The sequence below is a fragment of the Polyangium mundeleinium genome, from assembly GCF_028369105.1.
Lineage (GTDB): Bacteria > Myxococcota_A > Polyangia > Polyangiales > Polyangiaceae > Polyangium > Polyangium mundeleinium.
Map to the genome: position 1 here is coordinate 9,375,877 of NZ_JAQNDO010000001.1, position 15,863 is coordinate 9,391,739.

Below are 15,863 nucleotides of genomic sequence, written 5' to 3' on the forward strand. Positions count from 1 at the left end.
GCGCTCGGCAGCCGACCTCTGGCATGATGGAATGCGAGGTCCTTGCCATGTCCACGCACTCTCTTCTTCCGCCCCGGCGTAGCATCGTCGGCCGGGCTGGCCTTGCCGCTTTGCTCGGCGTCGCGGCCCTCGCCGCCCTCCCCTCCGGGACGGCCCTCGCCGCCCCCGTATTACGAAAACAGTTCGACGGCCACGGCGATTTTCGGCTGATCGGCAATACGCTCGGGCACGAGTGCGGCAACGTCGGGATCGCGCCCCTCGTCGGCGATGTGCTCTGCGACGGAAGCGGCGACGGCGCTCCCGATATCCACTGGCGCGCGGACGCGATCGCCCCCGGCACGGCCTCCGCCTCCGAGAGCGTCGCCGTCGCCGACCAGCGCTCGACCGCCGTGCTCACCCTGCCGGCCGGCGCGACCGTGACATACGCACGCCTCTACTGGGGCGCGCGCTGGGACAACAATGGCACGGCCGACACGAGCGTGACGCTCGAGCGCCCCGGCGCGTTCTCGCAGCCGCTCATCGCGGACAATAGCCTCGTGAGCACGAACGTCTCGGGCGGCGTAACCGAGTATTTCTACCAGTCGACCGTGGACGTGACCGCGCTCGTGGCGGCCCAGGGCGCAGGCGCGTACCGGCTCTCCGGCGTCGACTCGATCAGCTTCGTCGACCTCGTGCAAGACCGGCTCTTCGCCGGATGGTGGCTCGTCGTGTTTTACGAGCTGCCCTCGGAAAAACCGCGCCACCTCGCACTGCACGACGGCTTCGATCGGATCGGTGTCACGCCGCAGACGCTCGCGCTCTCGGGCTTCACCGTGCCGGGCGCGGCGATCGACGGCAAGCTCGCCGTCATCGCCTACGAGGGCGACGTGGCGAGCTCCGCCGGTCAGAACGACTACCTGCGCTTCGGCACGGGCGCGCTCAGCGCCGCGAACGACATCATCGACGCGCAGAATCCCGTAGGAAACTTCTTCAACGCCTCGCGATCGTGGCTCGGCGCGGCCGTCTCGACGGACGGTGATCTGCCGAAGCTGACGGGCGGCCCCGGCAGCATGAGCGGCATCGATCTCGACGCGGTCGACATCTCCACGAAGATCACGCCCGGCCAGAAGACCGCGAACGTGCAGGTCGGCAATGCTTCGGGCGCAAACGATATCTTCTGGATCGGCGGGTTCGTCTCGTCGATCACCACGCTCCTGCCCGATTTCTCGACCTCGACGAAGACCGCGTCGGACGCGAACGCCGGCAAGCTCGTCGTCGGCGACGAGCTCGAATATTCGATCGCCGTCACGAACAGCGGCAACGACACCTCGACCCACACGCGCCTCGACGACACGTTGCCCCTCGGCGTCTCGTTCGTCCCCGGTTCGCTCCAGATCGTGCAAGGTGCGAACGCGGGCCCGAAGACAGAACAAGCGGGTGACGATCAAGGCGAGTACACGGCCGCGACGCGCACGGTCACGGTGCGGCTCGGCACGGGCGCGAACGCAATCACGGGCGGCGAGATGGCCCCCGGCGAGACGGCGCTCGTGCGCTTCCGCGTGAAGATCGAGCCGAACGCGCCCGCGAACATCTCGAACCAGGCGACGATCAGCGGCGAAGGCAAGCAAGGCGCGCCGTCCACGTCCTTCCCGACCGACGGGAACGGCGTGTCGCCGGGCAACCCGCCCACGGTCGTCGTGATCGAGGAGTGCACGACGAACGCCGATTGCGGCGGCGCGACGCCGATCTGCGACACGACGAGTGACCCGAACACATGCGTGGGCTGCATCGAGGACAGCCAGTGCCCCGGCGACAAACCCGTCTGCGACACGACGCAGAAACAGTGCATCTGCGTGAGCTCGGGCATGGAGACGTGCGACGGGAAGGACAACGACTGCGACGGGAGCGTCGACGAAGGTTGCAACGACACCGACGGTGACGGGCTGCCCGACGACGTCGAGGTGGTCCTCGGCACGGATCCGAATGACGCCGACACCGACAACGACGGCGTGCCCGACGGGCAAGAGCCGCTACCAGGCGCCGACACCGACGGCGACGGGCTCATCAACGCGCTCGATCCGGACAGCGATGGCGACGGGATCTTCGACGGCACGGAGATGGGCTACGACTGCAGCGGTCCCGGGACGAACCCCGCCGCCGGCAATTGCGTGCCCGACGCGGACATGGGCGCGACGACGACGAATCCGCTCGACCCCGACACGGACAACGGCGGCATCCCCGACGGCGAGGAGGACAAGGACAAGGACGGCGCCGTGGATCCGGGCGAAGGAGACCCGAACGATCCGAGCGACGACACGGTCACCTCGGGCTCCGGCGGCATGGGCGGCGCAGGGGGCGCCGGCGGCTCCGGCGGAATGGGCGGCGCAGGGGGCGCCGGCGGCGCCGGCGGAATGGGCGGCGCAGGGGGCTCCGCGGGCGCCGGGGGCGCAGGTGGAAGCGGCGGACAAGGCGGAGCCGCAGGCAGCGGCGGAGAAGCGCCTCCGAGCGGCTTCGTGATCACCGGCGGCGCGTGCTCGACCAGCAAGGCGCCGTCTTCGACGGACCCCCTCGCCTGGGCCCTCGGCCTCGCCGGCGCGGCGCTCGCGCTGCGGAGGCGTCGGAGCGGCTGACCTGCTGAAACCGGCCTCCCCCCTCCCTCGCCACGCCGTGGAGAGGGGGGAAGCTCCACGACGTCCCGTCTCGGCGGATCGTGGCGATCCCACCAGACGTGAAATGGGCTTCGCGTCGTGCACGCGAGCTTCCGCGGCGTCACGATCGCAGCGGAAACGCAGCGCCCGGGCCCTACGCCCGCGTCGTTTTGATGGATGACCCCAAGGGTCTCACGAGGCACAATGTCGGACCGAGCGTGGCAGTAGCTCGTGCTCGATTTCCACGCACATGGAACAAGCTCCACACATGACGTCTCCGTCGCGGCTCGTTCTGCGCTTCATCTCGGGGAAGTACCAGGGTGGCGAGATCCCGCTGCAGGACGCGCAGGAGCTCGTCGTTGGACGCGCGAGCGACGCGGGCATCGTCCTCGTCGAGGAGATGGTCTCGCGCAGGCACGCGCGCTTCTTGCTCTCGAACACGGATCTCACGATCGAGGATCTCGGCTCGACGAACGGTACGTTCGTGAACGGCGAGAAGATCCAGAAGAGCACGCTCAAGGAAGGCGACCGCGTGCTCATCGGCACGAGCATCCTCAAGGTGGTGTCGGCCGAGACCGCCGCCGCCTCGCGTCGAAAGATGGAGCCGCCGCGCCCCTCCGTGGCGCCCCGCGGCCCCGCACGCTCGATGTCCGGCGCGATCGAGGAGATCCCGCTGCCCGACCTCCTGCAGCTGCTCGGCACCTCGAAGAAGAGCGGCGTCCTCGTGATCACGTCGGACGACGACGTCGGAAAGATCTTCCTGCACCGAGGCATCGTCACGTACGCGGAGATCAACGAGGACGACGTGCCGCCGCTGAAGTCCGCGATCCGCATCCTCGCGTGGACACGCGGGACGTTCGACTTCGACCCGCCCGAGGACCGCACGCTCCCGGTGACGATCAATCTGTCCGTGCAGGAGCTCCTGATGGAGGGCCTGCGGCAAATCGACGAGCTCAACGCGCTCCGGCACAAGCTGCCGGATCTCGACACGCGTCTCCTCGTGCCGCATCCGCTCGGGCCCGCGCTGCGTGAGCTCTCGCCGACGGAGATCGAGGTCTTCCAGCTCGCGTACAACCACGGGCACCTCGCCCTCGTGCTGAACAAGAGCCAGGCGACGGATCTCGATACGACGCAGGCCGTCATCAAGTTGATCAACGCCGGGTATCTGCGGAAGGGCTGAGCGCCCGGACAAACGCGCGCTCGGGCGAACCTGCCGAGCGACCAAAGAAAAAGGCCACGGGAGCGAATCCCGTGGCCTTTTTTTGATCGAGCCCCCTCACCCCCGGCCCCTCTCCCGCGGGGAGAGAGGGGTGGGGGGAGGTCGCTCGGCTCAGTCGTAGATGCCCTTCATCGTCGGGTCCGCGAGGCCGTACGCCGCGAGGGCCTGACGGATGAAGTACGGCACCGAGACGTACTTCGAGAGCTTGACGCAAGCGCGGTTCGCCGTGCAGGTGCAGCCGGTGTTGTCGTTGGACGTGCAACGGTCGGCCGACGACTGGATCGTCGAGTCGAACTTGACGAGCGGCGCGCCGTAGTTCGGCGACGTCGGGTCGCTGTTGATGCGCGCCTTGTACCAGTCGACCGTGCCGTCGTTGTTGGAGTCGACCTCGTCAACGACGTACCCCTGCTGGAGCAGATCGTTCGCGTACTGGAGGACGCGCGCCGAAATGCCCTTCTGGACGGTCTTCTCGTACTTCGTGCCCGCGTAGAGGACCTCGGTGCCGAAGGTCTTGGCGACGTACACCTTGCCCATCGGATCGTGGAACTCGATACGAGCGCCGAACTCGGGATCGCCGTCCACGCCCTGCTCCCACAGGCGGAGCATGTTGATCCACCACTGCTGCTGATTCTCGGGCAGGTAGTTCATCGTCCAGGCGATCAGGAACTTCTGCTGCTCCCAGCCGATCTGGCCGTCGATGGGCATGAGCGTGTCGACGTTGACCGCCTCGCCCTCGAAGACCTGCGGATCCCAGCCGACCGCCGAGCAGACCGTCGACCCCTGGCCGGGGAAGCAGACCTGCGGGCCCTCCGCCGGCCACCAGCTCGTCCAGCCGAGCGGCGTCGTCGGGAACTTCTGCGCGTCGGTGATGGGCGTGTTGTTGTTCGCCTTGACCCACGCGCCCTTGAGCATGTCATCGCCGGTCAGGTTGTTGCCCAGCCACCGGCGATACCCCTCGGGGAACACGTCCGCGAGCGAGACCGCGCGGTAACGAGCGTCGAGGAAGTCCTGGCGCGAGGCGCTGATGAAGTTGTCGACCGACTCGGTCATCAGCATCGCGGCGTACGCCTTGTCGTAATACGACCCGGCGTTCTGCGTGTACTCGGAGTCGTAGTCGTTGCCCTTGTCGTCCGCGAGGGCGTTCTCGAGCGGCCTGCCGCCGATGCCGATCGCCGCGGGACCCGCGGGGCTGTTGTCCGAGCGATAGCCCGTCGCGCCGTTCGGCACGGCGAGGACCGTGGGACCCGGCTGCGAGTAGATGTCGTCCGTCGAGCGGAGGACGAGGTCGTTCGCGACCTTGTGGTGGTTGCCGTACTGCGGGCGAGAGACCTGGCGCGCGAAGTGATCGAACGCGAGGCCCGAGGCCAGGATGTTGTCCTGGTAGAACTGCTTCGCGATCGAGGGCCACTCCGAGTTGAAGTCGAAGCCGGACTCGAGCGCGAAGTCACGGTAGATGTTCACGAGCAGGCCAAGGCCCTTGGCCGCGTCGCGCATCTTCGTGTTGTACCGCTCGAGCGTACGGTTCGCCGCACCGCGGACGCTGAAGCTCTGCCGGTTGCGGCGGTAGTTGTCGAAGATGTGCCCGACTTCCTGCTGCGTGATGAAGAAGTTGAAGAGCTCGTAGACGTCCGCGCCGTTGTCGTGGCGGTAGACGGCGACGTTGCCGAGGTCGGCCCAGCGGTCCGTGGCGAAGCCGTAAGGAACACGCGTGCGCTTCGCCGGATCGACGGAGCTGAAGCGACGGCCGAAGTCCACGCCGTTGTCGCGCATCGACTGCCACGGCATGTAGTCGACCTTGCGCGTCTTGCACTTGGAGTACTCGCCGTTGACCTTGACGATCAGGCCGTCGAGCAGCGGGTCCCACTTGCCGAGGCGCGCCTCGTCCCAGTCGGCCGGCTTCAAGCGCTGAACCTGCTCCTCGGTGAGCGAGGTGCAGCTGGCCGCGTCGAGCATCTTCCACGTCCGCTGGAGCTGGGAGTAGTGGATGTTCGCGGTGCCGTTCGACGTGTACTGGTAGCCGATGATGCCGCCGAAGCCGTCCATCTTGTCGAGGGTGGCGCGGCCGAGCGGTTTGTCGGCGTTCATGTCCGTGTCGGCATGCACCGCGACCGTCTGGCCGTAGAACATGCGCGCCGCGGCGAAGTCGTACGCGGAGAGGCCGATGAAGTCCTGCGTGACCTCACCGCCGTACTCCATGATCGACTGGTGCATGAACATGGTGAGGAGCTGATCACGCTCGTTCGCCGTGACCTGATCGAAGTAACGCGCTCCGACGCAGTTCTCGCTGTCGGCCTCGTTCTTGAGGTCGTTGCACGCCGCCGTGACCTTGCCGTTCTTCGTGCGGAGCTGCCAGTACTGCGGGCGGAAGCCCCAGGCGTCCGACGAGCTCACGAAGTTGTGGCGGAGGCCGATGGAGTGACCCATCTCGTGCGCCATGACCGAGTAGTGCGCCTTCTGCGCGATCCAGTGGCGGATCGCCTCGGCACGATCGAGCTGATCCTGCTTCGAGTTCGCCATCGGATCCGCGAACGTGCCGTACGGCGCGCCCGTGCGGGGATTGACGGCGTCCTTGAACTTCGCCTGGATCGCCTTGTCGAGCGAGGTGAGGCCGACCGGCGAGGGGAAGGTCGCCTGCATGATGCACATGCCGCGCTCGGCGAGGGCGATCTCCTTCATGCGCGCGATGTCACGCTGCACCTGCGGATGATTGCCGCGCAGAGGCGAGGCGAAGTTCATCACGGCGTCGTTCAGCGGCAGCTTGTCCGTGCCGGCGAGCTGCTGCATCGCCTTCGTCGTGAGCTCCGCCTCCATCGGCGAGCCCGCCGCGCGCCTGCGGCGCGCCTCGTACACCGGGCGGTTGGCCGAGGGCGCGAGCGCGTCGGCGCGCACGTCCCGGACCATCTGCTTGACGTTCTCGAGCGCCTCGGCGAACTCGGGCTTCGTGACGATCGCGCCCTCGCCGCTCTCGACGGCCTTCATCTTGTCGGGCATGACGCCCGCCGCGCCGAGCACGCGACGCGAGAGGTCCGCCTGCGTCATCTGCGGGAGCACGCCCGTGCCGCCCGCCGCCTCGCTGGCGACCGCCCAGTCCTTGACGTACGTGCCCTCGGTGACCTGGTCGGTCGAGAGCTCGCCGTTCAGGTACCGCATCTGATCGACGAGGCCCTGGCTGAAGAGGTCCGTGACGTGCGACCAGACGTTCGCGCTCGCCGCGATCTTCTCGCCGGTGAGCGGGTCGTCGGAGTCGACCATGATGCCCCACGGCGAGGGCGTTTGCGGCGTCGGGATGACGTTGATCTGGTGGTAGCGCAGGTCGCCCATGCGCACCGTGCGCCCCGCCGGACCGCAGGCCGGATCGTCGGTCTCGAGGACCGGGCTGTGGCAGAGCATGATCATCTGCGGCATCTTCGCGACCGCGATCACGCCCGGATCGATGCCGCGCTCGTTGCCGAGCTGATCCGCGATCGCCTCGCAGTTGCGGCCGTCGTTCGTCTTGCCGGCGCGGCAGGCGTCGACCTCGTGGGAGAGCTGGATCAGATCCCAGTTGTCGTCCATCTGGCCGCGGTACATCGGGAACTGGCCGTCGCACGCCCCGGGATCACCGCCCGTCGCCTTGCACTCGGCGTTGCGCGCGGACATGACCGCGGCGCGCATCGCGACGTCCCACTCGTGCGTCGCCCAGTCCGTGGGCTCGAAGTAATCCGCGTCGGACTCCTTCGTGTAGTACCAGGGCTGCGGGACCTCCTTGCGCAGGCGGTACGGCAGGGTGCAGCGCTGCTTGAACTCGTCGCAACGCGAGCCCGCCACGCCCGTCCGCTGCGTGACCTCTTCGCACTCGTCCTCGGTGCCGTTGGCATCCGCGTCGCGGTGCGGGTCGTCGCCCGAGAGCGTCTTTTCGGGGACGAAGCATTTCACCTCGCCCGTCATCTTCTCGGGATCCGCGTAGTAGTGGCTGCGCTCCCAGATGTTGTAGCGCGCGGCGAAGCGGTACCACTTGTCGTCGCTCATGCCGTAGTTGCGGGCGTAGCCCGAACGATCGACGGTGAACGCGCCGTACGCGCTGAAGCGCTTGCCGTCCCAGTTGACCGGCTCGTAGTCGCGATCGACCACGCGGCGGAAGGACTGGCGAATCGTGAGCTCGACGGGGTTGCAGGTGCCGGAGGGCGCCGAACCGCCGAAGAAGTCGTTGTCGAGGAAGCAGGCCGGGAACTTGTCGATGCCCCAGCCGAGGTGGCTGAGGTCGATCATCTTGGGCTTCGCGAACGCCTTGTTCGTGACGTCGAAGTAGCCCGTCTCGGGATCGAAGTGCGGCGCGTCAGGATCGTTCGGATCGCTGACGTAGTAGTCCATCGGCTCGTAGTCGACGCCGCCATAGACGCCGAGCATCGACAGCGTGTCGAAGTCGTACGAGTCGGTGTTCAGGTTCCGGCTCCAGTCGACGCGGAAGTACTCGCGGTCGTACCAGGGCCTGTCCGAGCCGTTCTCGACGAGGACGTTGAGCTCTTCGCCCGTCGTCGGGTTGTACTCGTAACGGATGTCGAAGTGCGACTGGATGGGGTACGCGACCACGATCACGCCCTGATCCGTCGAGGGGCCGACGCCCTTCTTGCCGTCGGAATCCTGGATGCGCTCGTAGCTCAAGCGCCCGATCAGGAGGTCCTCCGTGATCTGCCACTTCAAGCGCGCGACGGGCTGCGCGTACGTGGACGTGAACAAGCCGTCCTGCGCCGCGCCGTACCCGACGTCGACCACCGTGCCCTGGCTCCAGAACTCGGGGTTGTCCGCGTCGTTGTGCAGATCGTTACCGACGAAGAATGACTTCGCCAGCGCGTTCGCCTGCACGCGGTTGATGGGGTCTCGCTCCTCGGCGCACCCGAGCGCCCCACCAGCGAGGAGCCCGAGGGTGGCCACGAAGGCGACCCGTAACCTCATCCATCTCATCGAAGGTCCTCCTTGCACTGCCGATCCGAAGCCCGCAGAAGCCCACGCGAGCGGGTACGTACCCGGTCTGCGGGACTGAAAGCACGTTTGATGCCACAACGAATTTCCGGACGTTTTCAAGCACTTGCTTGTTGAAGCACGGGGCCCCGCCCGGATCCCCGTTAAAGCTCTGACACGACGATCGCTAACTCTCGCCCTCCCCCCGCCCCCCGAGGCGCGTGTGACGCGATATCCGCAACTCGACCGCACGCGCATGCGCGTCGAGGCCCTCGGCACGCGCGAAGTTCACGATGTGGGGCCCATGACGGAGCAGCGCGGGCGTCGCGTACTGGATGATGCTCGCCCGCACGACGAAGTCGTAAACGCCGAGCGGAGAGCCGAAACGCGCAGCCCCGCCCGTCGGAAGGACGTGCGAGGGGCCCGCGAGGTAGTCGCCCGCCGCGACGGGCGTCATGCCGCCGAGCAGCGCCGCGCCTCCGCCCTCGACGGCGTCGAAGAGCGCCTCGGGATCGGCGACGTGATACGCGACGTGCTCGCCCGCGACGAGCGAGGCGATCTCCGCGAGGCGCGCGAGGGTCGGGACGACGAGCGCGACGCCACGTGTGCGCATCGCTTCACCCGCGATGGAGTCGCGCGAGAGAGCCGCGAGCTGAGGTCGGAGCTCGTCGACGACGGCCTCCGCGAGCGCGCGCGAGGTCGTGACGAGGACACACCACGCAGCCTCGTCGTGCTCGGCCTGCGAGAGGAGATCCGCGGCGACGATGGCAGGATCGGCCGTGTCATCGGCGAGCGCGACGATCTCGCTCGGCCCCGCGATGCCGTCGATGTCGACGTCGCCGTAGACGAGCTTCTTCGCGCAAGCGACGTAGATGTTTCCAGGTCCGACGATCTTGTCGACGCGCGGCAAGCTCGCCGTGCCGTACGCGAGCGCAGCGATGGCCTGCGCGCCGCCCGCGTCGAGGATGCTCGTGACGCCTGCGAGATGCGCAGCCGCGAGGAGGCGATCGTCGGGCGCGGGCGTGGCGAGGACGATGTCACGCACGCCAGCCACACGCGCGGGGATCGCCGACATGAGCACGCTCGACGGATACCGAGCCTTGCCGCCGGGCGCATACACGCCGACGCGCGCGAGCGGACGCACGCGCATGCCGAGCACGACGCCGTCCTCCTCGTAACGGAAGCCGGTCTCGCGCTGGTGCTCGTGGTAGCGGCGGATCCGATCGGCCGCGAGCTCGAGCGCGGCGCGGAGATCGGGCTCGAGGCGCGCGAGCGCGGCGGCGCCGTCGAACGCGCGTATCACGAGGGGATCGGGGCGGCGACGTTCGAAGCGCTCGACGTAGCGGAAGACGGCTTCGTCTCCCTCGGCGCGGACAGCCGACACGATCGCGCGGACGTCTTGCTCGACGGCGCCGAGATCGTCGGCGCCCCGCGCCACGAGGCGGCCGAGGCTCGCAACGAACGTCTCGGTTCCGTCGATGTGAATCGGGATCATGCGGCAGCGGGCGCGCTGCGGATCAGAGGGATCGCAGCGGAAGCTCGTGCCGTACCACGTTCCTTTTTCGGCACATAGGCCCGATCGGGGCCTACACCCGCGGGTTTTTCACCGGACGGAGGGGGCGTTCCCGGAAGAACGACCCCTCGTGGGCACCCAGGACATCGTCCGGAGTGATGTTCTACGTCCAGTGACCCGCGCGCAGCGCTGCCGAGTCGATCGTCTTGATCTTCGGCGCGAGCGCCTCGCGGAAAATCGCCTCGTCCTCGTCGTCGAGCACGCCGTTGCCGAAGCCGGTCGCGACCTCCATGCTCGTCGCGAGGATCCGGAGAAACTGCTGGAAGCTCGACGCGCAGAGCACGGGTTTGATCGTGTCGGTGCCGAGCATGCACGTGAAGACGGGGCAGTCCCCCTCGGCGTCGAGCTTGCTCGTGTCGAGGAAGTACGGGTCCCCGAGGAGCGCGCTGCGCGCGATGATCACCCAGTTCTTGCGCCAGTTCGGGATCTCGGCCGCGGGCTTGCCCCCGAGCGTCTGCTCATCCGCGAGCTTGTACGACGCGAAGAGCCGCACGCGCTCGACCGGAGTCACGGTCTCGACGTCCGTCGGATCGGCGGCCGTGATGAAGGCGCGATACCGCGCAGGGATCCGGAACGTCTTGCGTAGCTCATCGATCACCGCCGGCTCCGCCTTGCCGAAGCTCACCGGGATGCCCCGCTTGGCGAAGATGTCTTTGAGCGCCGCAACCGATTCGGCCAGGTCGCTGTCCACCGAACCTATCCTCCGTCTCGCGGGTCTCGCACACGTCCGAACGCCTGGAAAGAGACTTCCAGCCACGTCCTCCGTGCCGAACCCTTACACCGGGACCACCGGCGCGCGTAGGAATACCCCGCACGGGGCCAGGTAGTGTAACAGAAAAATAATGGTCGACACCGCCTACGCCGAGAGCCGGTACCGGGCCGCCGAGATTCCCCACCGCTACGGGCCGGGGATCCATCTGATCGATGACCCGTTCGCCTGGACCCTTTTGACCCGCGCTTGCTCGCCGGACACAGGCCAGCCGGACATGGGACGCCTGGTCCGCATGCTCTACGAAGGGCTCGCCCGTATCGTGCTGGCCACGGAGTTCCCCCGCGCCCGCGTGGACGTCCCCACCCGCATGGCCGTCTCCCACCCGGAGGCCGTCTACCGAGGCACCGCGCTCTCCAGGACCGCCAAGGCCGTGACCGTGGGCATCGCGCGGGCCGGAACGATGCCCTCGCAGGTGGTCTTCGACCTGATGAACGAGGTGCTCGACCCGAACCTCGTACGGCAAGATCACCTGTTCATGAGCCGGCAGACGAACGCCCAGGGCGAGGTCATCGGCGCGACGTGGCACGACGCGAAAATCGGCCGTGACGTGGGCGAGCGGTACGTGCTGTTCCCCGATCCGATGGGCGCGACGGGCTCGTCGATGGTCAGCGCAGTCTCGTACTACAAGAACTCGCTGGAAGGGACGCCGGCGAAGCTCATCGCGATGCACCTGATCGTGACGCCCGAGTACATCCGGCGCGTGCACGCGGCGCATCCAGATCTCGTGGTGTACGCGTACCGGCTCGATCGAGGGCTGTCGCCGGCGGCCGTGCTGCGCTCGGAGCCCGGGACACACGAGGAAGAGCGCGGGCTCAACGAGGTGCAGTACATCGTCCCCGGCGCAGGCGGCGTGGGCGAGATCCTGAACAACGCCTGGGTTTGAAGCTGGAGCGCGCGACCGAGGGCGCGATCTAGCGTCGCGTCCTCGGGTTGTGCGCGACGACCATCGCGCGGTAGTCGAGCGCCTTCTCCGAGCGCGAGACGGGCGGGCGTAGGTCGGGGAGCATGTGCTCGAGGCTCTGCACCATCGCGCCGAGCTCGCTCGCAGACGCGGCGCGGCCCTGCGTGAGCTCGCGGTACACCTCGGCGATCGCCGGGATGCCGCGCCCCGAGACGTGGCCGCGGCGCGAGAGATCGAGGTAGCTCCGGCCGAGCGCAGCGCCGTCGAAGTTGTGGGACGCGACGAGGTCCTGCGCGACGCGCAAGACGGCGCGATCCGGGATGCGGCCGTCCTCGTGCAGAACGAAGGCCGCCTGCAAGTAGTTGTAGAACGGGACGACGCGCGCGCCGTAGAGGCGGAAGTCCGAGGGAGACGACTGCCGATCGAGGTGGATCAGGATGCGCTCGACGACAGGGCCCTTCTCGACGTACCCGGCGAAGCGGACCGCGTCGAGGATCGTGTCCTCGTACGCGCCGCCCGCACGCATGATGTCGACGAGCTCGTCGGGCTTGACCTTGCCTTCGCACACGTCGGCGTAGAGCGAGTAGACGAAGGCGTCGGCCTCGGCGTCGTCGCCGAGCAGAACCTCGCGCACGAGCTCGCCGTTGTCGTCGCGCACGGAGCCGAGCTCGCAACGACGACGAAGAAGCGCGGGCAGCTTGTAGCCGAGCTGGCCCCGCAGCGCGCGGAAGCGCAGGCGCAGGATGTTTTGCAGGTTCGGCTTGAGCGTGAGCGAGGCCCAGCGCGCGCCGTCGAGGCGGAGCTTCTGCTCGATGCGCGAGCGGAGCTGCTCGGGGCTGCCGGAAAGGATGTGGATCTCCACGCCCGCACGGCCGAGCTCGCGGAGCAGCGCCGCCGCGCCGGGGACGGTGCGCTTCTGATCAGGCCTCTCGATCGCGGTGCGGACGAGGTCGCGCACCGTGTCGAAGTCGGTGCGCAGGTAGGTCTTGTCGAGGTCCCAACGCGCGACGAAGGGAAGAGACGCGCCGCGCGGGGCGGAGCTTCCGGGCGCGAGGCCCTCAGGGACCACGCGTCGCTCGTTCACCCCGCGTTCCAGTCGGCGCGCATGCGCTCGAGGGAGGCCATGAGATCACTCGATCCGAAGGACCGCGCGAGGTCGAGCGCCTGGTGCTGGAAGGTGAGCGCCTCCTTCGCGCGGCCGCGCTCATGCGCGACGAAGGCGAGCGCCGCGAGCAGGCGCGCGCGCTCGATGCCTCCTGCAGCGAGGTCGAGGGCCTCGCGCAGGACGCCGTCGGCGTCGGTGAGCGCGGAGGCGCGAGCGAGCGCTTCGCCGAGCTTGCGGCTGAAGATGATCACGGCCTTCTCGGGCTCGTCGAGCTCGCCGCGGAAGAGCTCGCGGCGCGCGAGGTCGAGGCCGCGGCGGAGCGCGAGGATGGCGCCCGCGCGATCGCCGCGCTCGCCGGCGCGATCAGCGACTTGCTCGAGGAGCATGAGCGCCTCGAACGTGTCCTGCGCGTGGTAGGCGTGGAGCGCGCGGACCTCGAGCGGGAGCGGGAGCGGCTCGCCATCGCGCCCCTCGAGCGCGCGCACGTGAAGGTCACGGCGGACAGCGACGGGCGTCGTGGCGAGCGCAATCTCGCGGAGGAGCGGGTGCGCCGCGCGGAAGCCGCCGAGCTCCTGCTCGATCATGCCCGAAGCGCGGAGGACGGCGAGCAGCGTGCCCGTGTTGCGATCCGAGGGCAGGAGCCGCTCGATGTCCTCCATCTGCGCGTCGTCGCCGAGGACGGAGACAGCCTGGAGGACGCGGCGCGCCTCGGGCGGGAGGCGCTCGATGCGCTGGGCCACGAGGTCGCCAAGGCGCGCGGGTGGGTTCGTGCCGCCTTCGGAGGAGAAGCGCAGGACCTGATCGAGGTAAAGCGGCGAGATCGATCGCCCGCCGCCCTGGCCGAGGGTCGCGGCGAGCGGCTGGCTCACCATCTGCGAGATGAGATCGAGCGGGAGACCTTCGAGCACACGCGTGGCGCCGGCCCAGCCCGGATCGAAGCCAGGCAGGTGCGTCGAGACGACGAGCAGCGGGTGAATCGGCGGCTCGACGACGACGTCGGCGAAGGCATTGCGGCTGGCGCCGTCGACGGCGTGCAGGTCGTCGATCGCGAGCAGGACGAGGCGACCCTCGTTGCTCTCGTGCGCGCGCATGATGGCCCAGCGGAGGGCCTCGGCTGCGGTGAAGCGCCGATCGTCCGGCAGCACGATGCCTGCGGGGGGCTTCGACCACATGTTCACGCTCGGCTGCGGCGCGCTGCGATCCTGCTTGCCGAAGATGGCCATGAGGCCGGCGCGCGCCTCGGGGGTCGCGCCGCGCCACTCGTGGGGCTCTCCGCCGCCGGGCGGCAGCGACGCGAGCGCCACGATCGACTCGCGCAGCACGTAATAACCGACGTCGGCGCCCCACGGATCGGGGCGCGTGAGCACGACGAAGTCGCCGGCCACGGAGGCGAGGTGGATGAACTCCTGGAGCAGGCGCGTCTTGCCCGTGCCGCCTTCGCCGACGATGCGCGCCGTCGCGAGCGTGCGATCGACGTCGAAGCGGAAGCTGTCGAGCCACTCGAGATCCCGCTCGCGGCCGACGAACGGCAGCGGCAGCTCGGGCAAACTCGACAGGCGCACGCGCGGCGGCGGCCCCGCGGAGACGGGGGCGATGCGCCGGGGCTGGCTCAGGGGCGCCTCCCGCGAGATCCGCGCGCCGCACTCGCCGCAGAACTTCTGGTTGCGCGGAGCGATCGTGCCACACGATCCGCAGGCCACGCCGGGCTCGTCGACCGAGGGCGGCGGCGCTCCGCGATCGAGCATCACCGCGGCGGAGCGGAGCGCGATCGTAAACTCGTCGGCCGTCTGGTAGCGGCGGCTGACTTCCTTCTCCATCGCGCGCAGCGTCACGTCGACGAGCGCCAGCGGGATGTTGCGCGCCGGCGCGACGTCGAGCGGGTTCGGCGGGGGCACCGTGAGGTGCATGAGCACGACCTGCGTCGGCGACTCGGACTCGAACGGCAGGCGGCCCGTGAGGAGCTGGAAGAGCAGCACGCCGCACGTGTAGAGGTCGCTGCGGCCGTCGATCGGATCCCCGCGCCCCTGCTCGGGGGACATGTAGTCGGGGGTGCCGCAGACGATGCCGGGGCTCGTGATGTGCGTGCTCGGCACCTCGCGCATCTTGGCGAGGCCGAAGTCGACGACCTTCACGAAATCGCCGCCCGTGCGCATCGGCTCGAGCACCACGTTCTCGGGCTTCAGGTCGCGGTGGATGATCCCGAGGTGGTGCGCTTCCGCGAGCCCCGCGAGCACCTGGCACATGATGTCGACGATGCGACGGAACGGGAGCGGCCCCTCTTCGTAGTCGACCCGCGCGAGATCACGGCCGCGCAGGAACTCCATCACGAGGTAGAGCTGGTTTCCGCTCTTTCCGAAATCGAAGACGCTGACGATGTTCGGGTGGTTCAGCCGGCTCGCCGCACGCGCCTCGGTGATGAAACGGACGGACGCGCTCTCGTCGCCGAGCAGGTGCGGGTGGATGATCTTGACGGCGACCGTGCGGCCGAGCGCCTTCTGCTCGGCGCGATAGACCCGGCCCATGCCGCCCACGCCGATGAGCTCGAGGATGACGTAGCCGCCGGGCAGCGTCGTGCCGAGCAGCGGATCGTCGGCGCGGGTTTGCAGCTCCGAGATCGGAAAGCCGCACACATGACAAAAGCGGTGTGCCGGATCGCACGCGGTGGCGCACTGAGGGCAAAGGACATCCGACACGCGCCGCAAGGTACCACGGTCGGGGCCGAGATTGG

General features: G+C 68.6%; 8 protein-coding genes. 3 read left to right on the top strand and 5 right to left on the bottom strand.

The features are described 5' to 3' along the window. Positions 1–47: 47 nt before the first annotated feature. Together POL67_RS37130 and POL67_RS37135 are read left to right on the top strand one after the other, a co-directional pair. Entirely contained in the window at positions 48–2,609 is a 2,562-nt protein-coding gene (locus POL67_RS37130) for an isopeptide-forming domain-containing fimbrial protein (RefSeq protein ID WP_271925379.1), read from the top strand. A 286-nt stretch (positions 2,610–2,895) separates the two neighbouring features. Continuing rightward, positions 2,896–3,807, top strand: coding sequence for a DUF4388 domain-containing protein (locus tag POL67_RS37135; RefSeq protein ID WP_271925380.1), 912 nt, complete (start codon positions 2,896–2,898; stop codon positions 3,805–3,807). Positions 3,808–3,957: 150 nt separating this feature from the next. Here the strand turns inward: POL67_RS37135 and POL67_RS37140 are convergent, their stop codons facing one another. The 3 genes from POL67_RS37140 to POL67_RS37150 all read right to left on the bottom strand — a co-directional run bounded on the left by POL67_RS37140 (position 3,958) and on the right by POL67_RS37150 (position 11,048). Further along, complete coding sequence (locus POL67_RS37140) at positions 3,958–8,787, bottom strand: zinc metalloprotease (protein WP_271925381.1); 4,830 nt, start codon at positions 8,785–8,787, stop codon at positions 3,958–3,960. A 184-nt stretch (positions 8,788–8,971) separates the two neighbouring features. Further along, a complete protein-coding gene (gene hisD / locus POL67_RS37145) occupies positions 8,972–10,279 on the bottom strand; it encodes a histidinol dehydrogenase (RefSeq protein ID WP_271925382.1) in 1,308 nt (435 codons plus the stop codon). Positions 10,280–10,460: 181 nt separating this feature from the next. Further along, positions 10,461–11,048 carry an SMI1/KNR4 family protein gene (locus POL67_RS37150; RefSeq protein WP_271925383.1) on the bottom strand — a complete coding sequence of 196 codons (588 nt, stop codon included), beginning with the start codon at positions 11,046–11,048 and terminating at the stop codon, positions 10,461–10,463. Between the two features lie 151 nt (positions 11,049–11,199). Here POL67_RS37150 and POL67_RS37155 point away from each other — a divergent pair, with 151 nt between their 5' ends. Next, positions 11,200–12,012: a uracil phosphoribosyltransferase gene (locus POL67_RS37155; RefSeq protein WP_271925384.1), complete on the top strand. Its 813-nt coding sequence runs from the start codon at positions 11,200–11,202 to the stop codon at positions 12,010–12,012. A gap of 28 nt (positions 12,013–12,040) precedes the next feature. Here the strand turns inward: POL67_RS37155 and POL67_RS37160 are convergent, their stop codons facing one another. Together POL67_RS37160 and POL67_RS37165 are read right to left on the bottom strand one after the other, a co-directional pair. Continuing rightward, complete coding sequence (locus tag POL67_RS37160) at positions 12,041–13,114, bottom strand: hypothetical protein (protein WP_271925385.1); 1,074 nt, start codon at positions 13,112–13,114, stop codon at positions 12,041–12,043. Continuing rightward, on the bottom strand, positions 13,111–15,828 hold the full coding sequence (locus POL67_RS37165; protein WP_271925386.1) for a protein kinase domain-containing protein: 2,718 nt from the start codon (positions 15,826–15,828) through the stop codon (positions 13,111–13,113). Before POL67_RS37165 ends, POL67_RS37160 begins: the two co-directional genes overlap by 4 nt. Positions 15,829–15,863: the final 35 nt, after the last annotated feature.

Excerpts from the sequence above, each read along its gene's own strand:
- hisD (WP_271925382.1), bottom strand. The coding sequence starts at position 10,279 with ATGATCCCGATTCACATCGACGGAACCGAGACGTTCGTTGCGAGCCTC.
- POL67_RS37140 (WP_271925381.1), bottom strand. The coding sequence starts at position 8,787 with ATGAGATGGATGAGGTTACGGGTCGCCTTCGTGGCCACCCTCGGGCTC.
- POL67_RS37130 (WP_271925379.1), top strand. The coding sequence starts at position 48 with ATGTCCACGCACTCTCTTCTTCCGCCCCGGCGTAGCATCGTCGGCCGG.
- POL67_RS37155 (WP_271925384.1), top strand. The coding sequence starts at position 11,200 with ATGGTCGACACCGCCTACGCCGAGAGCCGGTACCGGGCCGCCGAGATT.
- POL67_RS37135 (WP_271925380.1), top strand. The coding sequence starts at position 2,896 with ATGACGTCTCCGTCGCGGCTCGTTCTGCGCTTCATCTCGGGGAAGTAC.